The sequence below is a fragment of the Pseudomonas sp. GW821-FHT02A08 genome (genome assembly GCF_059422045.1).
The window spans coordinates 51,595-75,519 of the sequence record NZ_JBWKWD010000017.1; the positions used below are offsets into that span (position 1 = coordinate 51,595).

Consider the following 23,925-nt stretch of genomic DNA (forward strand, 5'->3'; position numbering starts at 1 on the left):
CCCATCAATCCATGAAGCCCTGAAGCTTCAACTCAATCGAGCGAGGGTTTTCACCTTCGGCGATCGACAGCAGTCCTTCCAGCAACATTTCGCGATAACGCGACTGGCGCAGCGCAATGGCTTTGAGTTTGGCGGCAATCGGCAGCAGCACCAGGTTGGCACTGGCCACGCCGTAGATAGTGGCGACGAACGCCACGGCAATACCGCTGCCCAGTTGCGATGGATCAGCGAGGTTGCCCATGACATGAATCAGGCCCATCACCGCACCGATGATGCCGATGGTCGGCGCGTAACCGCCCATGCTTTCGAAGACCTTGGCCGCTTCGATGTCGCGGCTTTCCTGGGTGTAGAAATCCACTTCCAGAATGCTGCGGATCGCTTCCGGCTCGGCGCCGTCGACCAGCAGTTGCAGGCCTTTGCGCGCGTAGTTGTCGGGCTCGGCGTCGGCAATGCCTTCAAGGCCCAGCAGACCTTCCTTGCGTGCCGTCAGGCTCCAGTTCACCACGCGGTCGATGCCACCGGCCAGGTCGACACGGGGCGGAAAGAGGATCCAGGCGAGGATCTGCATGGCGCGCTTGAAGGCGCTCATCGGCGATTGCAGGAGCGCGGCGCCAATGGTGCCGCCGAGTACGATCAGCGCTGCCGGGCCGTTGGCCAGGGCGCCGAGATGGCCGCCCTCGAGGTAGTTGCCGCCGATGATGGCGACGAAGGCCATGATGATGCCAATCAGGCTTAGAACATCCATCAGATACAGGCCTCGACCAGGTGCTTGCCAATGTCATCGAGGCTATACACCGCGTCGGCGAGTTCGGCTTTGACGATGGCCATCGGCATGCCGTAGATCACGCAACTGGCTTCGTCCTGCGCCCAGATCGAACTGCCGCCCTGCTTGAGCAGGCGCGCGCCTTCGCGACCGTCGGCGCCCATGCCGGTCAACACCACCGCCAGAACTTTGTCACCGAAGGTCTTGGCTGCCGAACCGAAGGTGATGTCCACGCACGGCTTGTAATTGAGACGTTCGTCACCCGGGAGGATTTTCACCGCACCGCGGCCATCGATCATCATCTGCTTGCCACCCGGCGCCAGCAACGCCAGGCCCGGACGCAGGATGTCACCATCCTCGGCTTCCTTGACGCTGATGCGGCAGAGCTTGTCCAGGCGCTCGGCGAAGGCCTTGGTGAAGGCAGCCGGCATGTGTTGGACCAGCACGATCGGGGCCGGAAAGTTGGCCGGTAACTGGGTCAAGACCCGCTGCAGGGCGACCGGGCCACCGGTGGACGTACCGATGGCCACCAGTTTGTAGGCTTTGCGTTTCGGCACGGGTGACGACGCGGTGACCCCATGGGTACGCGCAGGGATCGGTGCCGGTGCCGGACGCACGGGCGCACTGCTGCCGTAACTGCCGACGCTCGAAGGCGCGGGTGTTGGCGCGGGTGCGGGCACAGGTGCCGGAGCGCTGTAAGTGCTGACGCGACGATTGCTGCGCGAGATGCTCAGGATCTTTTCGCACAGCAGTTGCTTGACCTTCTCGGGGTTGCGCGAGATGTCTTCGAAATTCTTCGGCAGGAAGTCCACCGCGCCGGCATCCAGCGCATCGAGGGTGACCCTGGCGCCTTCGTGGGTCAGCGAGGAGAACATCAGGACCGGGGTCGGGCAGCGTTGCATGATGTGCCGCACAGCGGTGATGCCGTCCATCATCGGCATCTCGTAGTCCATGGTGATCACGTCGGGCTTGAGGGCCAGCGCCTGATCGATCGCTTCTTTGCCGTTGGTCGCCGTGCCGACGACCTGGATATTGGAATCCGCTGAAAGAATTTCCGAGACGCGGCGGCGGAAAAACCCCGAATCGTCCACCACCAGGACTTTGACTGCCATAAACACTCCATTAGATGGAGCGAGGCCAGGCGCCCCGCTCCACCAGAATCAAATACGCCGTGTGGCGTAACGCTTGAGCATGCTCGGAACATCGAGAATCAGCGCGATGCGGCCGTCACCGGTGATGGTGGCGCCGGACATGCCCGGAGTTCCCTGGAGCATTTTGCCCAATGGCTTGATGACCACTTCTTCCTGGCCCACCAGCTGATCGACGACAAAGCCGATCCGCTGCGTGCCCACCGAAAGGATCACCACATGGCCCTCGCGCTGCTCTTCGTGAGCGGCGGAGCTGACCAGCCAGCGTTTGAGGTAGAACAATGGCAGCGCCTTGTCCCGCACGATCACCACTTCCTGGCCGTCCACGACGTTGGTGGTCGACAGGTCGAGGTGGAAGATCTCGTTGACGTTCACCAGCGGGAACGCGAACGCCTGGTTGCCGAGCATGACCATCAGCGTCGGCATGATCGCCAGGGTCAGCGGTACCTTGATGACGATCTTCGAACCCTGGCCCTTGGCCGAATAGATGTTGATCGAGCCGTTGAGCTGGGAGATCTTGGTTTTCACCACGTCCATGCCCACGCCGCGACCCGATACGTCGGAGATCTCGGTCTTGGTCGAGAAACCCGGGGCGAAGATCAGGTTGTAGCATTCGGTGTCGCTCAGGCGATCGGCGGCATCCTTGTCCATCACACCGCGTTTTACCGCGATGGAACGCAGGACGTTCGGGTCCATGCCTTTGCCATCATCGGAGATCGACAGCAGGATGTGATCGCCCTCCTGCTCGGCCGCCAGGATCACCTTGCCGCCCCGGGCCTTGCCCGAGGCTTCGCGTTCTTCCGGCGATTCGATGCCGTGATCGACCGCGTTGCGCACCAAGTGGACCAGCGGGTCGGCCAGGGCCTCGACGAGGTTCTTGTCGAGGTCGGTTTCTTCGCCGACCAGTTCCAGGTTGATCTCTTTCTTGAGCTGGCGAGCCAGGTCGCGAACCAGGCGCGGGAAGCGCCCGAAGACTTTCTTGATCGGTTGCATCCGGGTCTTCATGACCGCGGTTTGCAGATCGGCGGTGACCACGTCGAGGTTCGACACGGCCTTGGACATGGCTTCGTCGCCGCTGTTGAGGCCCAGGCGGACCAGGCGGTTACGCACCAGCACCAACTCGCCGACCATGTTCATGATCTCGTCGAGACGCGCGGTGTCGACACGCACGGTGGTCTCGGCTTCGCTCGCCGGTTTTTCCGCAGGAGGCGCGGCCGGTGCGCGGGCAGCAGCCGGTGCAGCAGCGGCTGCCGGGGTCGGCGCTTCGGCTTTTGGCTCCGGTGCCCTGGCCACAGGTTTCGGCGCCGCAGCCTTGGCTGCCGGTGCCGCAACGGAAGCGTTCGAACCGTTGGCCACCGTCGCGGTGCCGACTTCGCTGAACTTGCCTTTGCCGTGCAATTCGTCGAGCAGCGCTTCGAACTCGTGATCGGAAATCAGATCGCTGCCGGCCGCCACCGCGCTGGGTGCCGCGGGTGCTGGCACAGAAGCAATGGCCGACTCCAGCGCCTCGACAGCAAAGTTACCCTTGCCGTGCAGCTGGTCGAGCAGCGCTTCGAATTCGTCGTCAGTAATATCGGAACTGTCGCCTGCGGATTTCGGGGCTTCTGGCGCAGCCGGTGCCGGGACCACCGCGTCAACGGCGAACTGGCCTTTACCATGCAGTTGATCGAGCAACGACTCGAACTCGGCATCGGTGATTTCATCGCTGCCAGCGGCATTGCTGGCCGGCGCTGGAGCAACCACCGGGGCCTCGGCCTGGGCCTTGACGGCGTTCAGTGAGTCCAGCAGTTGTTCAAATTCGGTGTCGGTGATGTCATCGGAACCGGTTTCGGCCACTGGCTCTTCAATGACCTCGGCGACGGGCGCAGAAGCCACCTCGTCGGCCGATTGCGGCTCGGCCAGACGGGCCAGCGCCGCGAGCAGTTGCGGTGTCGCGGCCGTGATCGGGCTGCGTTCGCGGACTTCGCTGAACATGCTGTTCACCGCGTCCAGCGCTTCGAGAACCACGTCCATCAGTTCCGAGTCGACGCGACGCTCACCCTTGCGCAGGATGTCGAACACGTTCTCGGCGATGTGGCAGCACTCCACCAGCTCGTTGAGCTGGAGGAAGCCGGCGCCCCCTTTTACAGTGTGAAAACCGCGAAAAATTGCATTGAGCAGATCCGCATCATCCGGACGGCTTTCCAGCTCGACCAGTTGCTCGGACAGTTGCTCTAGAATCTCGCCGGCCTCAACCAGGAAATCCTGAAGGATCTCTTCATCGGCGCCGAAGCTCATTAAGGGGGTGCTCCTACAGGTCTAAAAACCCAAAAAACCTAAAATTCTAAAACTCTAAAATCCCAGGCTGGATAACAAATCGTCCACATCGTCCTGACCGGACACAACGTCTTCTCTTTTATCGGCATGAATCTGCGGACCTTCACCCTGAGAGAGATGTTTTTGTGGATCTTTTTCAGCAAGCATCGCTTCACGGTCATGTTCGATGCCCGCAAAGCGGTCCACCTGGCTGGCCATCAGCACGAGCTTGAGCAGGTTGCTTTCAACTTCGGTGACCAACTGGGTCACACGCTTGATCACCTGGCCTGTGAGGTCCTGGTAATCCTGGGCGAGCAGGATGTCGTTGAGGTTGCCCGACACCGCGCGATTGTCCGTGCCGCTGCGCGTCAGGAACCCGTCGACCCGCCGGGCCAGTTCACGAAACTCTTCGGCGCCGACTTCGCGACGCATGAAACGCCCCCAGTCCGCGCTCAACACCTTGGCTTCATCGGCCAGGCCATTGACCAGCGGCGTGGCACTTTCCACCAGATCCATGGTGCGATTGGCCGCAGCCTCGGTCAGCTTGACCACATACCCCAGGCGCTCGGTGGCGTCGGTGATCTGCGACACTTCTTCGGCTTGCGGCATGTGCGGGTCAATCTGGAAATTGACGATCGCGCTATGCAGTTCGCGAGTGAGCTTGCCCACTTCCTGATACAGGCCACGGTCACGGGTCTGGTTGAGCTCATGGATCAATTGCACCGCGTCGCCGAACTTGCCTTTTTCAAGGCTCTCAACCAATTCGACGGCGTGTTTTTTCAGGGTCGACTCAAAGTCGCCCAATGAAGTTTCGTTATTGCCCATAGCTCCCCCGTGGCGCATTCATCAACCGATGCGTTCGAAAATCTTCTCGATTTTTTCTTTCAACGCCTGGGCCGTGAAGGGTTTGACCACATAGCCGTTAACGCCGGCCTGGGCCGCTTCGATGATTTGCTCGCGCTTGGCTTCAGCGGTCACCATCAGCACCGGCAGGTGCTTGAGCTTTTCATCGGCACGCACGTGGCGCAGCAGATCGATACCGGTCATGCCAGGCATGTTCCAGTCCGTTACCAGAAAGTCGATGCTTCCGCTGTTGAGCACCGGAATGGCGGTAGTGCCATCGTCGGCCTCGACGGTGTTGGTGAACCCAAGGTCACGCAGCAGGTTCTTGATGATCCGCCGCATCGTTGAGAAGTCATCAACGATGAGGATTTTCATGTTCTTGTCCAATTCGACCTCCAAGCAGTCTTAAACGCGTCCAGCACCTGGACGCGCCATTTCAATCAATCCGGCAAAGCACTCAATGACTGTCTGGAGCACAACAGATCGAGACCGGTGCAGTTCAACACCACACCAGCCTCGTTCGCAGTGTCCCCACACTGCCTTCAGCGCGCTCGCCACTCCCCCAAACGCCCCCGCAAACGGGCCGCGCACTGGCTGTGTAACTGGCTGACCCGCGATTCGCTGACCCCCAGGACCTCACCGATTTCCTTGAGGTTCAACTCTTCGTCGTAGTACAGCGCCAACACCAGTCGCTCACGCTCCGGCAAATTGGCAATCGCATCCGCCAGCGCAGCCTGGAAGCGTTCATCTTCCAGGTCGCGTGACGGCTCAATATGAGCACTCGCGCCATCCTCGTGCAGCCCTTCGTGTTCGCCGTCCTGCAACAGGTCGTCGAAACTGAACAGCCGGCTGCCCAGGGTGTCGTTCAAAATCCCGTAGTAATCATCGAGACTCAATTGGAGTTCGGCCGCAACTTCGTGATCTTTAGCGTCTCGGCCGGTTTTAGCTTCAATCGAGCGAATGGCATCGCTGACCATGCGCGTGTTGCGATGGACCGAACGTGGTGCCCAGTCCCCCTTGCGCACCTCATCGAGCATGGCGCCGCGGATTCGTATGCCCGCGTACGTTTCGAAACTGGCGCCTTTGCTGGCGTCATATTTGGTCGACACTTCAAGCAGGCCGATCATCCCGGCCTGGATCAGGTCTTCGACCTGGACACTGGCCGGCAAACGCGCCAGCAAGTGGTAGGCAATGCGTTTAACCAGCGGCGCGTAACGCTCGATCAGCTCGTACTGCGCATCGCGTGCCGACTTCTTGTAGAGGTTGTAGCCGCTGGCTGTCATAGAACAGGTCCTGCTGTCTGCTGCACGAGCCGCTCGACGAAAAACTCCAGGTGCCCGCGCGGGTTGGCAGGCAGCGGCCAGGTATCGACCTTCTGCGCGATGGCCTTGAACGCCAGCGAGCACTTGGAACGCGGGAAGGCCTCGTAGACCGCGCGCTGCTTCTGCACGGCCTTGCGCACGCTTTCGTCGTAGGGCACCGCGCCGACGTATTGTAGGGCGACATCGAGGAAGCGATCCGTGACCTTGGTCAACTTGGCGAACAGGTTGCGTCCTTCCTGCGGGCTCTGGGCCATGTTGGCCAGGACGCGGAAGCGGTTCATGCCGTAGTCGCGGTTCAGCAACTTGATCAAGGCGTAGGCGTCGGTAATCGAGGTCGGCTCGTCGCACACCACCAGCAGCACTTCCTGGGCTGCGCGAACGAAACTGACTACCGAGTCACCAATGCCCGCGGCGGTGTCGATCACCAATACGTCGAGGTTGTCGCCGATATCACTGAAGGCCTGGATCAGGCCGGCGTGTTGCGCGGGGCTCAGATGCACCATGCTCTGAGTGCCGGATGCGGCCGGAACGATACGGATGCCGCCGGGGCCCTGCAGCAATACATCGCGCAGTTCGCAGCGGCCTTCGATCACGTCGGCCAGGGTACGTTTGGGTGTCAGGCCCAGCAGAACGTCGACGTTCGCCAGTCCAAGGTCCGCGTCCAACAGCATGACGCGCCGGCCAAGCTCGGCCAAAGCCAGGGACAAGTTCACTGACACATTAGTTTTCCCGACGCCACCTTTGCCGCCGGTCACCGCGATCACCTGTACGGGATGCATGCTGCCCATGTTATTTCTTTACCTTGTCTTGCATAGACGGAGGCCACATTACTGGCTGCGCGTTCACAAACGGAACAATGCATGGCAGACCATCGATGTAGGTACAAAAACTGTTCATTAATACCTCAGCCAACCTGCTTGGTCGGGCTGTGGTAGATGTCAGCGAACATGTCAGCCATGGCTTCTTCGCTGGGTTCTTCCTGCATTTGCACGCTCACGGCGCGGCTGACCAATTGATGACGGCGCGGCAGATGCAAATCATCCGGGATCCGCGGGCCATCGGTCAGGTAAGCCACCGGCAGTTCATGACTGATGGCAAGACTCAACACCTCACCCAGACTTGCCGTTTCATCCAGTTTAGTCAGGATGCAGCCTGCGAGCCCACAACGCTTGTAACTGTGATAAGCGGCCGTTAGAACCTGTTTCTGGCTGGTGGTTGCCAGGACCAGATAATTTTTCGAGCGGATGCCACGACCGGCCAGGCTTTCGAGCTGCATGCGCAGGGCCGGATCGCTGGCCTGCAGGCCGGCGGTATCGATCAGCACCACGCGCTTGCGCAGCAATGGCTCCAGCGCCTGCACCAGGGACTGGCCCGGATCGACGTGGGTCACCGGCACATTGAGAATGCGCCCCAGGGTCTTGAGTTGTTCCTGGGCACCGATGCGGAAGCTGTCCATGCTCACCAGCGCAATGTTCTGCGCGCCGTACTTGAGCACGTAGCGGGCGGCCAGCTTGGCCAGGGTGGTGGTCTTGCCCATGCCGGCAGGGCCGACCATGGCAATCACACCGCCCTCTTCCAGCGGCTCGACTTGCGGCGTAACGATCATGCGCGCCAGGTACGCCAGCAACATGCGCCAGGCCTGACGAGGCTCTTCGATTTCGCTGATCATCGCCAGCAGGTCGCGCGACAGCGGGCCGCTCAGGCCGATGCGTTGCAGGCGACGCCAGAGGTTGGCCTGGTCGGGACGGCTGCCTTGCAGCTGATTCCAGGCCAGGGAGCCGAGTTGGACTTCCATGAGTTCGCGCAGGCTGTTGAGTTCGAAACGCATTGAGTCGAACGCACGTGGATCCACGCCACCGGACGCTGGCGCAGCGGCTGGCGCGGGGCGACGGGGTTCGGCGCAGGTCGGTTCGATCAGCGGCTCGGCGGCGGTCAACGGCAAGCCGGCGAACAACTGGCGATTGGTTGCATTGTCGCTCTCGCCATCGCCACGCAGGCTCAACTCGGCCTGGGCGGTGACGATCCGCGACTGAGTCTTGCGCAGCTCGTCTTCGAGCTCCATGTTCGGAACCCGCGGCGCCAGCGCCGACAGCTTGTAATCCAGCGCAGCCGTCAGTTCGACACCCCCGGCGATCCGGCGGTTGCCAATGATGGCGGCATCAGCGCCCAGCTCATCGCGAACCAGCTTCATGGCCTGACGCATATCGGCGGCGAAAAAACGCTTAACTTGCATAAACCACTACCTCAGCCGTTGGGCCCTACTGTCGCAACGATGGTCACTTGCTTGTTGTCAGGAATTTCCTGGTAAGCCAACACGTGCAAACCCGGGACTGCGAGCCGGCCGAATCGCGAGAGCATCGCGCGAACCGGACCGGCCACCAGCAGAATCACCGGCTGACCTTGCATCTCCTGACGCTGCGCCGCGTCGATCAACGAACGTTGCAGTTTCTCGGCCATGCTTGGCTCCAGCAGAACGCCCTCTTCCGAGCCTTGTCCTGCCTTTTGCAGACTATTGAGCAATATCTGTTCCAACCTTGGCTCCAGCGTGATGACTGGCAGCTCCGACTCAGTGCCTACAATGCTTTGGACGATTGCGCGGGATACGCCAACCCGCACGGCAGCCACCAGCGCGGCGGTATCTTGACTCTTGGCGGCATTGTTGGCGATCGCCTCGGCAATGCTGCGGATATCGCGCACAGGCACTTGTTCGGCCAACAGCGCTTGCAGCACCTTGAGCAGTTGCGACAGCGAAACCACACCCGGCACCAGCTCCTCGGCCAGTTTTGGCGAGCTTTTGGCCAGCAATTGCATGAGTTGCTGTACTTCTTCGTGACCGATCAGTTCACTGGAATGCTTGTAGAGTATCTGGTTCAGGTGGGTAGCCACTACTGTACTGGCATCCACCACCGTATAACCGAGGGATTGCGCCTGGGCGCGCTGGCTGATTTCGATCCAGACCGCCTCCAGGCCGAAAGCCGGATCTTTGGCGGTAATGCCGTTGAGCGTGCCGTAGACCTGCCCCGGGTTGATCGCCAACTCGCGATCCGGGTAGATCTCCGCTTCGGCCAGGATCACCCCCATGAGGGTCAGGCGATAGGCACTTGGCGCCAGGTCGAGGTTGTCGCGAATATGCACCGTGGGCATCAGGAAGCCCAGATCCTGGGACAGCTTCTTGCGCACGCCCTTGATCCGCGCCAGCAACTGGCCGCCCTGGTTACGATCCACCAATGGAATCAGGCGATAACCCACTTCCAGGCCGATCATGTCGATCGGTGTCACGTCATCCCAGCCAAGCTCCTTGGTTTCCTGGGCGCGGGCCGGCGACGGTAGCAACTCCTGCTGGCGCTTGACCTCTTGCAGAGCCTGCACCTTGGCGACGTTCTGCTTTTTCCAGAACAGGTAAGCGCCACCGGCCGCCAGGGCCGCCATGCTCAGGAACGAGAAGTGCGGCATGCCGGGCACCAGGCCCATGACCGCCATCAAACCGGCTGCCACCGCCAGCGCCTTGGGCGAGGCGAACATCTGGCGATTGATTTGCTTGCCCATGTCTTCCGAACCGGACGCACGGGTCACCATGATCGCCGCTGCTGTCGATAACAACAGTGATGGCAATTGCGCCACCAAACCGTCACCGATGGTCAACAGCGCATACACCTTGCCGGCGTCGCCGAAGGTCATGCCGTGCTGGAAGATGCCGACCGCCATGCCGCCGATCAGGTTGATGAACAGGATCAACAGGCCGGCGATGGCGTCGCCACGGACAAATTTGCTGGCACCGTCCATGGAACCGTAGAACTCGGCTTCCTGAGCCACTTCCGAGCGACGGGCCTTGGCCTGGGCCTGATCGATCAGGCCGGCGTTAAGGTCGGCGTCGATCGCCATTTGCTTGCCGGGCATCGCATCGAGGGTGAATCGCGCGCTCACCTCGGAAATCCGCCCAGCCCCCTTGGTCACCACGACGAAGTTGATGATCATCAAGATCGCGAAGACCACGATACCGACCACATAGTTACCGCCGATCACCACCTCACCGAAGGCCTGGATCACCTTGCCGGCGGCGGCATGGCCATCCTGGCCGTGAAGCATCACCACCCGCGTGGAGGCCACGTTCAACGCCAGGCGCAACAGCGTCGCCACCAGCAAAATGGTCGGGAACACCGCGAAATCCAACGGCCGCAAAGCGTAGACGCACACCAGCAGCACGACGATGGACAGGGCAATGTTGAAGGTGAAGAACACGTCCAGCAGGAACGGCGGCACCGGCAACATCATCATCGCCAGCATGACCAGCAGCAACAGCGGCACGCCCAGATTGCCTCGACTGAGGTCGGCAACGTTTGTGCGGGCACTGTTGATTAACTGAGAGCGATCCACCGGTTTTCCCCGTTCCTTTAAAGCAAACTTTTGACGCCTGAAGCGGGCGCAGGGCGGCTATTGCAAGAAGCTTTCCAACTTTTGCAAAGGGGCGAAACAGAGGGTTTTCGCAGGCCGCGATCTCTAGATGTTGAGCCCGCCTACCTAATAGTCGGTTAATGCACCCCCTCCAACATCGCGTTCCAGGCTCCAAATTGACAAAACCTTGAACAAGGAGGAAAGCAACGATGCCGAAGGCTAAAACCACGGAATACACCAACACTGCCAAGTGGCTGCACTGGGGAATGGCACTTGTCTGGATGGGCAGTTGGGCGCTGGGGATCCTGGCCACGCACTGGCGTGATGAACTGAACCCCAACCACGAACTCACTTTCTTGCACAAGGCATTGGCTAGCACCCTGCTTTTCATGATTGTCGTGCGAGTTGCCTGGCGACTGAAGAATCCGCCTCCAGCGCTGCCAGACCACATGAGCGGACTGATGAAACAAGGCGCGATGATTGGTCACATCTTGCTTTACGCCATTGTGCTGATTGCCTTACCCCTTTCAGGCTGGTACTGGAGCTCGGTTGCAGACAAACCGATTCTTGTGGCGGGACTGTTTCTTTTACCGCCACTGGTTGCCCCTGATCCCGACCTCTACGACCTGGCCAAATACATTCATACCTGGACATCGTGGTGCTGTGGCGCACTGGTCGGCGGGCATCTGCTGGTGGCAGTAAAACACCACTGTATCGACAAGGACGACGTCCTCGCCGGAATGTTACTCAAAATCAGGCGCTGAGCTGAAAAGGCCAGCGCAGGCCAGTGCGGCTTGCGCAGAACCCTGTGGGAGCGGGCTTGCCCGCGAAGGGGGCATCAGCGACAGCGCGAAACTCAAGAATCCCGGCGCAAATCCGGCGGAATCGGCAAATCATCCTTGAGCGGATCAGGCCGCTTGCCCTTACCCGCCCGATACTGTCGAATCTGATAAACGTAAGCCAACACCTGAGCCACCGCGAGATACAGCCCGCCAGGAATTTCCTGCTCAAGCTCGGTGGAGTAGTAGATCGAGCGCGCCAGCGCTGGCGACTCCAGCAGCAAAATCTCGTTGGCCGCCGCGATCTCGCGGATCTTCAGGGCCAGGAAGTCGCTACCCTTGGCCAGCAATACCGGCGCATTGCCCTTTTCCGGGTCGTACTTGAGGGCCACGGCGTAGTGGGTCGGGTTGGTGATGACCACGTCGGCCTCGGGAATGGCGGCCATCATCCGGCGTTGGGACATCTCGCGTTGCAGCTGCCGGATCCGCTGCTTGACCTCCGGCCGCCCCTCCTGGTCCTTATGTTCGTCACGCACTTCCTGCTTGGTCATGAGCAGTTTCTTGTGGCTTTCCCAGAGCTGAACCGGCACATCCACCGCCGCGATCAGGATCAGCCCGCAAGCCATCCACAACGTGCTCCAGCCCACCACTTGCAGGCTGTGAATGATCGCCATGTCCAGGGGCTCATGGGCGATGCGCAGCAGGTCATCGATGTCCGACGACAACACCGCCAGCGCCACGAACAGGATGATGATGAACTTGGCCAGAGCCTTGAGCAGTTCGACCAGCGACTTGGTGGAGAACATGCGTTTGAGGCCGGGACCGGGGTTCAAGCGACTGAACTTGGGCGCCATGGAACCCGCCGCGAACAGCCAGCCGCCCAGGGAAATCGGGCCGATGATGGCGGCCAGTACCAGCGCAATCATCACAGGCTGGATCGACCACAGGGCAATTTGCCCCGAGCGCATCAGGTAGGTGGACATGGAGCGCTGATCCAGGATCACTTCCCGCGGCAGCGAGAAGTTGATGCGCATCAGCTCCATCATGTCCTGCGCCATGGCGCCGCCAAAAATCAGCAGCGCCGAGGCACCGACCAGCATGACCGCCAGGGTGTTGAGTTCCTTGGAACGCGCGATCTCACCCTTTTCACGGGAGTCCCGCTTGCGCTTCTCCGTGGGATCTTCTGTTTTGTCCTGACCGCTTTCGCTCTCGGCCATGGCTCAGCTCGCCCGTGCCATTTCGCGTAACAACTGCAAGGCCTCGGTGGCCAGCGGTTGATACTGGTTGAGAATGTCCGCCAATCCGACCCAGACGATGAACAACCCAAGCACCAGGGTCAGCGGGAAGCCGATGGAGAAAATGTTCAGTTGCGGCGCTGCCCGGGTCATGACACCAAAGGCGATGTTGACCACCAGCAGCGCGGTGATCGCCGGCAGTACCAGCAACAACGCCGAACCCAGCACCCAGCCGAGCTTACCGGCCAGTTCCCAGTAGTGATTGACCATCAGGCCTCCCCCCACCGGCAGCGTGGTGAAGCTCTCGGTGAGGATCTCGAACACCACCAGATGACCGTTCATGGACAGGAACAGCAGCGTCACCAGCATGGTGAAAAACTGCCCGATCACCGCCGTCGATACACCGTTGGTCGGGTCGACCATGGAGGCGAAGCCCATGCCCATCTGGATGGCGACGATTTGCCCGGCCACCACAAAGGCCTGGAAGAACAGTTGCAAGGAAAACCCCATCACCGCACCGATGAGAATCTGCTCGGCAATCAGCAACAACCCACTCAAATCCAGGGGATTGACCGGCGGCATCGGCGGCAGCCCCGGCACGATGACCACGGTAATGGCCAACGCGAAATACAGGCGGATGCGCCGGGGCAGCAGGGTCGTGCCAAACACCGGCATGACCATCAGCAAGGCGCCGACGCGAAACAGCGGCAACATGAACGTCGCCACCCAAGTGCTGATCTGGGTATCGGTCAACGCCAGCAGTGACATGGTTTAGCCGATGACCTGAGGAATACTGCCGTACAACTGCAGGATGTACTCCATGAAGGTCTGCACCAGCCACGGACCGGCCACGATCAGGGTCACCAGCATCACCAGCAGGCGCGGCAGGAAGCTCAGGGTCTGTTCGTTGATCTGGGTGGCGGCCTGGAACATCGCCACCAGCAGGCCGACCAGCAGACTCGGAATCACCAGCACCGCCACCATCATGGTGGTCAGCCACAGCGCCTCGCGGAAGATATCGACCGCAACTTCCGGGGTCATGGCGAGACACCGCCGAAGCTGCTGGCCAGCGTGCCGATGATCAGCGCCCAGCCATCCACCAGCACGAACAACATGATCTTGAACGGCAGGGAAATGATCAGCGGCGAGAGCATCATCATCCCCATGGCCATCAACACACTGGCCACGACCAGGTCGATGATCAGGAACGGAATGAAGATCATGAAGCCGATCTGGAACGCCGTTTTCAGCTCGGAGGTCACGAAGGCCGGCACCAGGATAGTCAACGGCGCCTGATCCGGCGTCGCGATATCGGTGCGCTTGGACAGGCGCATGAACAACTCCAGATCGCTGGTGCGAGTCTGGGCGAGCATGAAGTTCTTGATCGGCACCTGAGCCTTGGCGACCGCATCCTGTGCCGTCAGTTTTTCCGCCAGATACGGCTGCAGGGCGTCCTGGTTCACCCGGTCGAACACCGGCGCCATGATGAACAGGGTCAGGAACAGCGCCATGCCGGTGAGGATCTGGTTCGACGGTGTCTGCTGCAGGCCCAGGGCCTGGCGCAGGATCGAAAAGACAATGATGATCCGGGTGAAACTGGTCATCAGCATGACAAACGCCGGGATAAAACTCAGCGCGGTCATGATCAGCAGGATTTGCAGGCTGACCGAGTATTCCTGCGCACCCTGCGCATTGGTGCCCAGGGTGATTGCCGGGATCGACAGCGGGTCGGCGGCGAAAGCCAGCGGCGCGGCCAGCATCAGGGTCAGCGTCAAGACGATGCGCAGCGCACCCATTACTTCTTATCCTTCTGATCTTTACCCAGCATCTCCAACAGGCGCTGGGCAAACTCCGGCGTCGGCTTCTCGGTACCCGGCACTTGCACCGGCTCCTTGAGGACGTGCAGCGCAGTGATGTTGCCGGGGCTCAGGCCCAACAGGATCTGCTCGTTGCCGACCTGCACCAGCATCAGGCGATCGCGTGGCCCCAGCGCGCGGGAGCCGACAATCCCGATCACCTGCCCCTTGCCGGCCGGACCGGCCTGCTGGACCCGACGCAGCAACCAGGCGAGGAAGAAGATCAGCCCCAGCACCAGTAGCAGGCCGAACACCAACTGCGTCAACTGGCCCGCCACACCGCTGCTCACCGCCGGTGCAGCAGCCGTTGAAGCCGTTGCGACAGGCTCGGCCGCCAGCACGCTGAACGGCATCGCCAACACAAATCCGAGAACCCTTTTCACTCAGCGCAGCTTCTTGATGCGTTCGCTTGGGCTGATCACGTCCGTCAGGCGGATGCCGAACTTTTCGTTGACCACCACCACTTCGCCGTGGGCGATGAGCGTGCCATTGACCAGCACGTCCAGCGGCTCGCCGGCCAGGCGATCAAGCTCGATCACCGAACCCTGGTTCAGTTGCAGCAGGTTGCGGATGTTGATGTCGGTGCTGCCCACTTCCATGGAAATCGACACCGGAATATCGAGGATCACGTCCAGGTTCGGACCTTCGAGACTCACCGGATCGTTGTTTTTCGGCACGCTGCCGAACTCTTCCATTGGCAGGCGGCTGGACGCGGAATTGCCGGAATCGGCCGCCAGCAAAGCGTCGATGTCAGCTTGCCCGGCATCGCCGGTTTCTTCCAGGGCCGCAGCCCATTCATCGGCCAGTGCCTGATCGTCCTGCGTGTTCATATTGTCAGTGTCCTCGGCGAGCAAAAATTCAGAATTCGGTTAATCGCGAATGGGTTCGAGCGCCGGTCAGCGGCGCTCGATCGGCTCGATCACTTGCAACGCCAGGTTGCCCTTGTGCGAGCCCATCTTGACCTTGAAGGCCGGCACGCCATTGGCGCGCATGATCATTTCTTCCGGCATGTCGACCGGAATCACATCCCCCGGCTGCATGTGCAGGATGTCGCGCAGGCGCAACTGACGACGAGCCACCGTCGCACCGATCGGCACGTCGACGTCCAGCACGTCCTGGCGCAGGGCGTTGACCCAGCGCTCGTCCTGGTCGTCGAGGTCCGACTGGAAGCCGGCGTCGAGCATTTCGCGCACCGGCTCGATCATCGAGTACGGCATGGTCACGTGCAGGTCGCCGCCACCACCATCGAGTTCGATATGGAAGGTCGACACCACAATGGCCTCGCTCGGGCCGACGATGTTGGCCATGGCCGGGTTCACTTCCGAGTTGATGTACTCGAAGTTGACTTCCATGATCGCCTGCCAGGCTTCCTTCAAGTCGACGAACGCCTGCTCCAGCACCATGCGCACCACACGCAGTTCGGTCGGGGTGAATTCACGCCCTTCGATCTTGGCGTGCCGGCCGTCACCGCCGAAGAAGTTGTCCACCAGCTTGAACACCAGTTTGGCATCGAGGATGAACAGCGCGGTGCCGCGCAGGGGTTTGATCTTGACCAGGTTGAGACTGGTCGGCACGTACAGCGAGTGCACGTATTCGCCGAACTTCATCACCTGCACACCACCGACCGCCACGTCCGCCGAGCGACGCAGCATGTTGAACATGCTGATGCGCGTGTAGCGGGCGAAACGCTCGTTGATCATTTCCAGGGTCGGCATGCGTCCACGGACGATGCGATCCTGGCTGGTCAGGTCATAGCTTTTGACGGCACCGGGTTCGGCGGCGTTCTCGGTCTGTACCAGACCATCGTCGACGCCATGCAACAGCGCGTCGATCTCATCCTGGGACAGCAGGTCCTGCACGGCCATGTCGAGTTCCTACTGCAGTACGAAATTAGTGAAAAGCAACTGTTCGATCACCACTTTGCCGAGCTCTTTCTGCGCCACTTCCTGGACGCTGGCGGTGGCTTTCTGCCGCAGCATTTCCTGGCCGACCGGCGAGGCGAGGGTCGCGAAGTCCTGCCCGGAGAACAGCATGACCAGGTTATTGCGGATCACCGGCATGTGGACCTTGAGCGCCTCCAGATCCGCCTGATTGCGCGCGAGCATGGTGATGCTCACTTGCATGTAGCGCTGGCGACCGTTCTGGTTGAAGTTGGCCACGAAAGCCGGCGCCATCGGTTCGAAAATCGCTGGCTGCTTGCCGATCGGAGCGGTTTCAACCACGGCGGCGGCAGGCTTGCTCTGGGCGCTGTGCATGAAGTACCAGGTCGCCCCCACGGACAAACCGATCGCCAGCAGCAGGGCCACCACGATCGCGATAATCAGCTTGAGTTTGCCTTTGGTTGCGGGGTCTTTTACTGCTGCGTCGCTCTTCGCCATGCCAATAATCCGTCACTATTCGGGTTTTCACAGTCGCACGGCAAGGCAAGAGCAAGTGTTATGCCAGAAGTGTCGGGAGAGGGATGGGTGGGGATGGCCGCGACTTGAAGAACACTGCAACCCTCTGTGGGAGCGGGCTTGCCCGCGAAGGCGTCGGCACAGTCAGCATCAATGCTGAATGTTCCGGCCTCTTCGCGGGCAAGCCCGCTCCCACAGGGTGATATGTCTGCCGGGATCAGGCGTAGTAATCGACCGCGCTCGAGCCGATCACGCTGGTGGTATTGGCCGCCACCTCAGCGATGCCCGGGATGATGTCGTCATCCATTGAATCAAGGCGACCGCCGCTGGTACCGGCCCGGCCGCTGTGGCTTTGCCCGGCTTGTTCCTGCCCTTGCTGCGAACCACGGGACTGGTCCGAAACATTGACATCGACCTGCCCCATGCCCTGCTGCGCGAACATGTCGCGCAAGCGATGGACCTGCCCATCCAGCGCCTCACGGACCCCCGGATGCGCACTCATGAACGTGACCTGGGTCTGTTGATCGGGAACCATGTTCACCCGAATATCCAGACGCCCGAGTTCAGCGGGCTGCAACTGGATGTCCGCCGCCTTGAGATTGGCGCTGGACAGGTACATGACCCGGTTCACCACCTCTTCGGTCCAGCCGCTCTGATGCATGGCAATCGGTTGGTTCACCGGCAAGGCATTGGCTGTCTTCGGTGTGGCCGCCTGGGTCAGCGCAGCCAGACGGTTGGCGAAATCATCGACACGGGTGTCGCTGCTGGCGGACTTGAGGTCCTTCAGGCCGTCATCGATCAAGCCGCTGAAAGCCTTGTCGTCGCCTTGGCCGGTGCCGCTCTTGTCGCCCTGAACATCCAGCATGGTTGCCATGCCCGTGGCAAAGTTTTGCGCCGACGTCAGCTCTCCGTCAGCCTGGGCCTGCGCCTGTGTCGGTGCAGCCTTGGGCTGCGCCTGGCTGGAAGCCGATACGTGACCGCCCTGCTCCATCGCCAGGCGAACCGCCGGCAGGGCGTCGAGTGGATCGGTCGAGGGATCGAAATCGCCGTCGGCAGTGGCCGGCGCCGGAACGATTGCAGCTTTAGCCGTAGCAGTAGCCCCGGCGGCAACCGACACTTCAACGGCAGGTTGTACGGTGTCGACCACGGCAGGCGCTACCGGTGTCGGTGTCGGCACGACTGGCTGAAGGACTTGCTGCAATGAAGGATCAAGCGCCGGATCGAGCGGCTGGGCGTCGACGACCTGAGCTGGAACAGCATCTGAAGCAGCATCGCCGGCGGTCTTGTCGTCAGCCTGCACCGAATGGTCGGCAGGCAAGGATTTGCCGCCATCGGCAACCACCGGTTCCTCGGCGGCAGCCTTGTCGTCACCAGCGTCATTTTTTCCGGCAACATCGCCGGTTTTTTCGCGACCCGACTTGACCGGGGCATCCGCCGACGCATTGGGCTTGCTCTGGGCCTGGCTGGCGTAGACATGAGCGAAGCTTGCGGCCTTGCCCCCGGGCTCAGCGGTCAGCGCCGGAGGATTGGCGGAGCCGGCTTGAGTCTTGGCCTGCCTGGAGGCCTGAAGAAGAATATCGGGGGTAACGGGCATAAAACGGTCTCCGCTGCACGGGGCTCGTAAGTACAGTTGAATGAGTTGATTGCAAAGGTCGAGCCAGTTTCGCTCGAAGGAGACCAAATACAGCGCGTGCTCAGATTTTCGCCGGGCAACGCTGTCGTTCAGCTTCGTACAGAGGACGGATATCGGCGAATTCCCGGTCGATTTCGCCGACCAGTTCCTGAACGGCGGCCCATGGCAAATCTTTGGCCCGCTGTTCCAGTCGATGGCAAAGCCCGGTCAGCCTGAGGGCGCCCATATTGCTGCTGCTGCCCTTGAAGCTATGGGCGATTTCAACGAGCAGTGCGGCACTGTCAGCTATTCTCAAGACTTTCAGGCGTTCTTCGGAGTCCGCAAGAAAGATATCCAGCAGATCCGGATAGCCCTCTTCCATCACTTCGCGCAATGCACTCAGCACGTCGCGATCCACATGTGTGTCGTCCACTTGCTCACTCCTTGATCAAGAATGCGCGGATTATGCCAGAGCCTCCCAGATAAACTCCACGCGTGCACTTCGACCATCGTCGGTCCAGCGGGCATTACGCCCCAACTGGCGGATCAGACTGACCCCTCGTCCCGACAGGCGGATGTCTTCCACAGGCCTTGCCATCACCCGCTCGACATCGAAACCCTTGCCGCTGTCTTCGATGTGAATGGTCAGGCAACCCCCGTCATCCGTTGGCGTCACCTGCAAATGTAACCGTACATAGCCTTCGCGCAGCTCATCCAGGCGGGTATTGCGCTCCTGATAATACCGCGCAAACCCCGAGGCATCGCGCTTGAGACTCGAGTCCAGCCCCAGCACGCCATGCTCCAGCGCATTGGAATAGAGTTCCGCCAGCACACTGTAGAGCGCACCGCTCTGAGCCCGAAGGCCATGGACTTCAAGCAGCAATTGCAGCAGGTAGGGTAACGGGTTGAAACGCTTGAGCGTGGCTGCGCGAAACTCGAAACTAACCGACCAGTCCAGCGGGCAGGACTGGCCGCTGTCGGAGTAGACCAACGCCGGCGGGCTGATCTGCGTCGACTCCAGCAGGCTGATTTCGACCATGCTGACATCGTCACGGGTTTCTCCGCCGAAATGACGCAACGCCTGCTCGATCTCTTCGAACAGCGCATCCGGATGTCGATTGGCGGCAAATACCTGCTGCAATCGCTGTACGCCAAACAACTGATCATTGGCGTCGCAGGTATCGATCACCCCATCGGACAGGAGAAACACCCGATCCCCGAGGGCCATGGGATACACGTCGGTACGCTCATCGAAGGAATCCGGGCTCAGCACCCCCAAAGGCAGGTGCCGCGCCGGCAGAGGCATGCGCTCGCCACTGGCAACGCGATGCAGGTAACCGTCGGGCATGCCGCCGTTCCAGACTTCCACCAAACGACGCTGAAAACTCAAGCACAACAACGTGGCACAGCAGAACATGTCCACCGGCAGGATGCGCTTGAGCTTGGCATTCATCTCGCGCAGGGTTTCCGCCAGGCCATAGCCCTTGGCGGTCATGCCGTAGAAAACCTCGGCCAAGGGCATGGCGCCCACCGCCGCCGGCAGACCGTGGCCGGTGAAGTCGCCCAGCAGCACGTGCATGTCTCCGGCCGGGGTGAACGCGGCCAGCAACAGGTCGCCGTTGAACAGCGCATAGGGCGATTGCAGATAACGGATATTCGGCGCGGCATTCAGGCAGCCGGAGTGCGCCACCTTGTCGAAAACGGCCTTGGCCACGCGCTGTTCGTTGAGCAGGTAGTCGTGGTGCCGGGCGATCTGGTCGCGCTGTTGCAGCACGGTGTCCTGCAAGCGCCGCAAGCGATCCATCGCCTTGATCTTGGCAGCGAGAATCACCTGGTTGTAGGGCTTTGCCAGAAAGTCGTCACCGCCGACTTCCAGGCAACGGGCCAGGGCTTCGCTTTCGGACAACGAAGTAAGGAAGATGATCGGCACCAGGGTTTCCCCGGCCATGGCCTTGATTTGCCGGGCCGCCTCGAAGCCGTCCATGACCGGCATCATCGCATCCATCAACACCAGGTGCGGTTGTTGCAGACGAAACACCTCGACCGCTTCGACACCATTGGCCGCCGTCAGCACCTCATGCCCCTGGCGACGCAGGATGCTCGACAACAGCAGGCGATCGGCGGCGCTGTCCTCGGCAATCAGGATCGTCAGCGGCTCCAGTGGCTGCATGGCGATCAACTGATGTCGAACAGTTTGTCGAAATTGGAGATGGCGAGGATTTTGCGCACATCGCTACTGCTGTTGACGACACGCACATCGGAATCGTCGCCACCGGCATGATCGCGCAACAAAAGCAGCATGCCCAAGGCCGAACTGTCGAGGTAAGTGGCGTCTTTCAGGTCGACCACGACCGCCGATAGCTGTTTATCTTCGTAGGACTGACGAAATTCCTGATGCTTGGCGAAATCGAAACGTCCTCTGATCGATATCGTCAGCTTTTGCCCATCGGGTGAGACTTCTGTAACAACTGACATGTCATGGCTTCCTTGTCATTGATAAACCTGCTTGTACAAGGTTTAGCAGTTGGTAGGGGTTGGGGCAAGGCTGGAACTATGTGGAGTCAGCGAGATCGCTTTCGCGGGCAAGCCACGCTCCCACAGGTTTTTCGCCAATTTTGAAATGGCGCAAATCCTGTGGGAGCGTGGCTTGCCCGCGATGAACGATAACGCGGTCCACCTGATTCAATACCGATCCTGCCGCGGCAAGCGCTGGGACAGTTCATCCAGCAGTTTCTGTTCGCGGCGGTCTTCGAGCGCCCGCGCCTCGTCGGCATAGCGCTGAACCAGCTTGCGCAAGCCTTCGACCCGGGCAAACGCCTGCTGCCAGGTTTCCCGGGCCTTGTTCAGGTTGTTCTGATGCCAGGCCAGGCTTTGCCGCTGCTGGTCGATGGCCGTGCCCAGTTGCGCCAGAAAGCCCTGATACCCCAGCAACCATTGGCCCGAGACGCCGGCGCTGCCGCGCACGATCCATTGTTCCTGATAGTCGAGACGGAAGGCTTCGAGGTCGGCGAGCTTGCTTTGTGCCAGGCGAACCTGCCCTTGAAAGTGCCCCAGGCGCTGGACCGCGGTTTTTTCGGCCTTTTCGGCCATTTCCACCACTGGCGCCAGCCTTCCTGCCCGACTCAGGGCCATGACCGCTTAACCGCCTGCCGCGGGCGCGAAGATCGAGGCCAGATACGCCTCGCTTTCACCCAGGCTGATGCTGTCGTTGAGGCCCTGGCGCAGGTATTTGACCAATTGCGGCTGCAGGGAAATCGCCAGATCGGTCTCACGATCTCCGCCAGCGACATAGGCGCCGACACTGATCAGGTCGCGGCTCTGCTGATAACGCGACCACAACTGCTTGAAATACTGCGCACGGGCCATGTGCTCCGGCGACACCACCGCCGGCATCACCCGACTGATGGACGCCTCGATATCGATGGCCGGGTAATGCCCTTCCTCGGCCAGGCGCCGGGACAACACGATATGCCCGTCGAGCACGCCCCGCGCCGAGTCGGCAATCGGGTCCTGCTGGTCATCGCCTTCGGACAGCACGGTGTAGAACGCGGTGATCGAACCACCGCCCTTCTCCGCGTTGCCAGCGCGCTCCACCAGTTTCGGCAGTTTGGCGAATACCGACGGCGGATAGCCCTTGGTCGCCGGCGGCTCGCCGATGGCCAGGGCGATTTCCCGCTGGGCCTGGGCGAAACGGGTCAGCGAATCCATGAGCAACAGGACGTTCTTGCCCTTGTCGCGGAAATATTCGGCGATGCGCGTGCAGTACATGGCCGCACGCAGACGCATCAGCGGTGCATCGTCCGCCGGGGATGCAACCACCACCGAACGCTTGAGCCCTTCTTCACCGAGGATGTGCTCGATGAATTCCTTGACCTCACGACCCCGCTCACCGATCAGCCCGACGACGATGATGTCGGCCTCGGTAAAGCGGGTCATCATGCCCAGCAGCACCGATTTACCGACACCGGTACCGGCGAACAGACCGAGCCGCTGACCGCGGCCGACCGTCAACATGCCGTTGATGCAACGGATGCCCACGTCCAGCGGTTCGCTGATCGGTTCTCGCTTGAGCGGGTTGATGGTCGGGCCGTCCATCGGCACCCAGTCTTCGGCCTTCATCCCGCCCTTGCCGTCCAGTGCGCGGCCGGCGCCATCGAGCACCCGTCCGAGCATGCTCATGCCCATGGGCAGGCGACCGGTATCGGCCAAGGGCACCACTCGGGCACCGGGTGCGATGCCGGCGACACTGCCGACTGGCATCAGAAAGACTTTACTGCCGGAGAAGCCCATCACTTCGGCTTCAACCTGCACCGGGTGATAGCTGTCGTCGTTGATGACCATGCAGCGGCTGCCCATGGCCGCGCGCAGGCCTTCGGCTTCGAGGGTCAGGCCGACCATGCGCAGCAGGCGGCCTTCGAGGATCGGTGCGCCCTCCAGTCCCGTGGCCTCGGCATAACTGCCCAGGCGTTTGGCGAAACTGGTGCGTTCAAGGCGCATCAGGTGCATCCGGTTCTGGCGCGGTCGCCGGTTTGCTGTCGATCGGCAGATCCAGGCCCAGGTCCGGTGCGGCCGGGTGCAAGGCCTGCTCGTGCAACTGATCGAACAGCTTGTCCATCACTCGCGCAACACGGGTTTCGACCGTGGCGTCGATGCGGCTGTGTTCTGTCTCGACCCGGCAACCGCCGGGCAACAACGATTCGTCCTCGACGATGCGCCAGGTTTCTTCATGGCGTTCGCGCAGGGCTTTGACCTGCGCGAAGTCCTGCGGATTGATGTACAGCCGCACGTTACCCACGCCTAGCGGCAACAGCTTGAGCGCTTCGCGCATGACATGTTCGATCTGCGTCGAGTCGATGGCCAGTTCACGCTGAATCACCTGCCTGGTGATGTGCTGGACGAGGTCGACCAGGGACTTTTCGATCTGGGTGTCCTGCTCGGCAATCGGCTCGAACAAGTGCGCCATCAACTGCTCCAACCCGGCAAGCTTTGGCGCCAGCGCCTGCTCGGCTTCCTGTCGGACCTTGAGCGTGGTGCTGTGGAAACCTTCCTTTTCGCCCACCGCGAAGCCTTCGTTATAGGCTTCCTGGCGAATGCTTTCGAGTTCTTCGAGAGTCAGTGGCTGGACTTCCTCCAGCGGCACCTCTTCCATTTCCGGCGGTTCGGGTTCAGGCGCAGGTTCAGGCTCGGGTTCCGGCGGGTCGAAGCTGGGCAGCGCCCAGGACTCGAAGCCACTGACATCCCTGGCCCGGATCAGGTCAGTGGGCGAATCATCATGCTTGGCCAT

At 61.0% G+C, this 23,925-nt stretch carries 25 protein-coding genes; 1 reads left to right on the forward strand and 24 read right to left on the reverse strand.

Going from position 1 to position 23,925, the window contains the following annotated elements; genetic code table 11:
* Positions 1 to 4: 4 nt before the first annotated feature.
* The 9 genes from AC07W4_RS14145 to flhA form a co-directional block, all read right to left on the reverse strand.
* On the reverse strand, positions 5 to 745 hold the full coding sequence (locus tag AC07W4_RS14145; protein ID WP_008052271.1) for a flagellar motor protein: 741 nt from the start codon (positions 743 to 745) through the stop codon (positions 5 to 7).
* Positions 745 to 1,875: a protein-glutamate methylesterase/protein-glutamine glutaminase gene (locus AC07W4_RS14150; RefSeq protein ID WP_495032842.1), complete on the reverse strand. Its 1,131-nt coding sequence runs from the start codon at positions 1,873 to 1,875 to the stop codon at positions 745 to 747. Before AC07W4_RS14150 ends, AC07W4_RS14145 begins: the two co-directional genes overlap by 1 nt.
* A 48-nt stretch (positions 1,876 to 1,923) precedes the next feature.
* On the reverse strand, positions 1,924 to 4,188 hold the full coding sequence (locus tag AC07W4_RS14155) for a chemotaxis protein CheA (RefSeq protein WP_495032843.1): 2,265 nt from the start codon (positions 4,186 to 4,188) through the stop codon (positions 1,924 to 1,926).
* A 54-nt stretch (positions 4,189 to 4,242) separates the two neighbouring features.
* Positions 4,243 to 5,031 (reverse strand): protein phosphatase CheZ, encoded by a 789-nt coding sequence (locus AC07W4_RS14160; protein ID WP_008052267.1) that lies wholly within the window; start codon positions 5,029 to 5,031, stop codon positions 4,243 to 4,245.
* A 21-nt stretch (positions 5,032 to 5,052) separates the two neighbouring features.
* The gene (locus tag AC07W4_RS14165) at positions 5,053 to 5,424 is read right to left on the reverse strand and encodes a chemotaxis response regulator CheY (RefSeq protein ID WP_003183998.1); all 372 of its coding nucleotides are present in this window, start codon (positions 5,422 to 5,424) and stop codon (positions 5,053 to 5,055) included.
* 167 nt (positions 5,425 to 5,591) lie between these two features.
* Positions 5,592 to 6,332 (reverse strand): RNA polymerase sigma factor FliA, encoded by a 741-nt coding sequence (gene fliA, locus AC07W4_RS14170; RefSeq protein ID WP_150724477.1) that lies wholly within the window; start codon positions 6,330 to 6,332, stop codon positions 5,592 to 5,594.
* Positions 6,329 to 7,159 carry a flagellar synthesis regulator FleN gene (gene fleN, locus AC07W4_RS14175; RefSeq protein ID WP_008001746.1) on the reverse strand — a complete coding sequence of 277 codons (831 nt, stop codon included), beginning with the start codon at positions 7,157 to 7,159 and terminating at the stop codon, positions 6,329 to 6,331. The genes fliA and fleN overlap by 4 nt, the downstream gene beginning before the upstream one ends.
* Before the next feature lie 116 nt (positions 7,160 to 7,275).
* Entirely contained in the window at positions 7,276 to 8,604 is a 1,329-nt protein-coding gene (gene flhF / locus AC07W4_RS14180; protein WP_495032844.1) for a flagellar biosynthesis GTPase FlhF, read from the reverse strand.
* Positions 8,605 to 8,615: 11 nt separating this feature from the next.
* The gene (gene flhA / locus AC07W4_RS14185; protein WP_032829794.1) at positions 8,616 to 10,745 is read right to left on the reverse strand and encodes a flagellar biosynthesis protein FlhA; all 2,130 of its coding nucleotides are present in this window, start codon (positions 10,743 to 10,745) and stop codon (positions 8,616 to 8,618) included.
* Positions 10,746 to 10,972: 227 nt separating this feature from the next.
* Between flhA and AC07W4_RS14190 the strand changes: the two genes are divergently transcribed.
* The gene (locus tag AC07W4_RS14190) at positions 10,973 to 11,527 is read left to right on the forward strand and encodes a cytochrome b (RefSeq protein ID WP_495032845.1); all 555 of its coding nucleotides are present in this window, start codon (positions 10,973 to 10,975) and stop codon (positions 11,525 to 11,527) included.
* A gap of 92 nt (positions 11,528 to 11,619) precedes the next feature.
* Here AC07W4_RS14190 and flhB read toward each other — a convergent pair whose 3' ends face one another.
* The 15 genes from flhB to fliH form a co-directional block, all read right to left on the reverse strand.
* The gene (flhB, locus tag AC07W4_RS14195; protein WP_495032846.1) at positions 11,620 to 12,759 is read right to left on the reverse strand and encodes a flagellar biosynthesis protein FlhB; all 1,140 of its coding nucleotides are present in this window, start codon (positions 12,757 to 12,759) and stop codon (positions 11,620 to 11,622) included.
* Positions 12,760 to 12,762: 3 nt separating this feature from the next.
* Entirely contained in the window at positions 12,763 to 13,545 is a 783-nt protein-coding gene (gene fliR / locus AC07W4_RS14200; RefSeq protein WP_008052882.1) for a flagellar biosynthetic protein FliR, read from the reverse strand.
* Between the two features lie 3 nt (positions 13,546 to 13,548).
* Entirely contained in the window at positions 13,549 to 13,818 is a 270-nt protein-coding gene (gene fliQ / locus AC07W4_RS14205; RefSeq protein WP_007948918.1) for a flagellar biosynthesis protein FliQ, read from the reverse strand.
* Positions 13,815 to 14,573, reverse strand: coding sequence for a flagellar type III secretion system pore protein FliP (gene fliP / locus AC07W4_RS14210; RefSeq protein ID WP_008052881.1), 759 nt, complete (start codon positions 14,571 to 14,573; stop codon positions 13,815 to 13,817). Before fliP ends, fliQ begins: the two co-directional genes overlap by 4 nt.
* Positions 14,573 to 14,986 carry a flagellar biosynthetic protein FliO gene (gene fliO / locus AC07W4_RS14215; protein ID WP_008052880.1) on the reverse strand — a complete coding sequence of 138 codons (414 nt, stop codon included), beginning with the start codon at positions 14,984 to 14,986 and terminating at the stop codon, positions 14,573 to 14,575. The genes fliP and fliO overlap by 1 nt, the downstream gene beginning before the upstream one ends.
* Before the next feature lie 30 nt (positions 14,987 to 15,016).
* Positions 15,017 to 15,463 carry a flagellar motor switch protein FliN gene (fliN, locus tag AC07W4_RS14220; RefSeq protein WP_008052879.1) on the reverse strand — a complete coding sequence of 149 codons (447 nt, stop codon included), beginning with the start codon at positions 15,461 to 15,463 and terminating at the stop codon, positions 15,017 to 15,019.
* A gap of 66 nt (positions 15,464 to 15,529) precedes the next feature.
* Entirely contained in the window at positions 15,530 to 16,498 is a 969-nt protein-coding gene (gene fliM / locus AC07W4_RS14225) for a flagellar motor switch protein FliM (RefSeq protein ID WP_008052878.1), read from the reverse strand.
* A 9-nt stretch (positions 16,499 to 16,507) separates the two neighbouring features.
* Positions 16,508 to 17,011, reverse strand: a complete 504-nt coding sequence (gene fliL / locus AC07W4_RS14230) for a flagellar basal body-associated protein FliL (RefSeq protein ID WP_495032847.1) — start codon at positions 17,009 to 17,011, stop codon at positions 16,508 to 16,510.
* A 235-nt stretch (positions 17,012 to 17,246) separates the two neighbouring features.
* Positions 17,247 to 18,623 (reverse strand): flagellar hook-length control protein FliK, encoded by a 1,377-nt coding sequence (locus AC07W4_RS14235; RefSeq protein WP_495032848.1) that lies wholly within the window; start codon positions 18,621 to 18,623, stop codon positions 17,247 to 17,249.
* Positions 18,624 to 18,723: 100 nt separating this feature from the next.
* The gene (locus AC07W4_RS14240) at positions 18,724 to 19,074 is read right to left on the reverse strand and encodes an Hpt domain-containing protein (protein WP_495032849.1); all 351 of its coding nucleotides are present in this window, start codon (positions 19,072 to 19,074) and stop codon (positions 18,724 to 18,726) included.
* A 30-nt stretch (positions 19,075 to 19,104) separates the two neighbouring features.
* Complete coding sequence (locus tag AC07W4_RS14245; RefSeq protein ID WP_495032850.1) at positions 19,105 to 20,811, reverse strand: ATP-binding SpoIIE family protein phosphatase; 1,707 nt, start codon at positions 20,809 to 20,811, stop codon at positions 19,105 to 19,107.
* Positions 20,812 to 20,816: 5 nt separating this feature from the next.
* Positions 20,817 to 21,116, reverse strand: a complete 300-nt coding sequence (locus tag AC07W4_RS14250) for an STAS domain-containing protein (RefSeq protein ID WP_495032851.1) — start codon at positions 21,114 to 21,116, stop codon at positions 20,817 to 20,819.
* A gap of 207 nt (positions 21,117 to 21,323) precedes the next feature.
* Positions 21,324 to 21,773 (reverse strand): flagellar export protein FliJ, encoded by a 450-nt coding sequence (gene fliJ, locus AC07W4_RS14255; RefSeq protein ID WP_495032852.1) that lies wholly within the window; start codon positions 21,771 to 21,773, stop codon positions 21,324 to 21,326.
* Between the two features lie 6 nt (positions 21,774 to 21,779).
* On the reverse strand, positions 21,780 to 23,138 hold the full coding sequence (gene fliI, locus AC07W4_RS14260) for a flagellar protein export ATPase FliI (RefSeq protein WP_429385789.1): 1,359 nt from the start codon (positions 23,136 to 23,138) through the stop codon (positions 21,780 to 21,782).
* Positions 23,128 to 23,925, reverse strand: a complete 798-nt coding sequence (gene fliH / locus AC07W4_RS14265) for a flagellar assembly protein FliH (protein WP_495032853.1) — start codon at positions 23,923 to 23,925, stop codon at positions 23,128 to 23,130. The genes fliI and fliH overlap by 11 nt, the downstream gene beginning before the upstream one ends.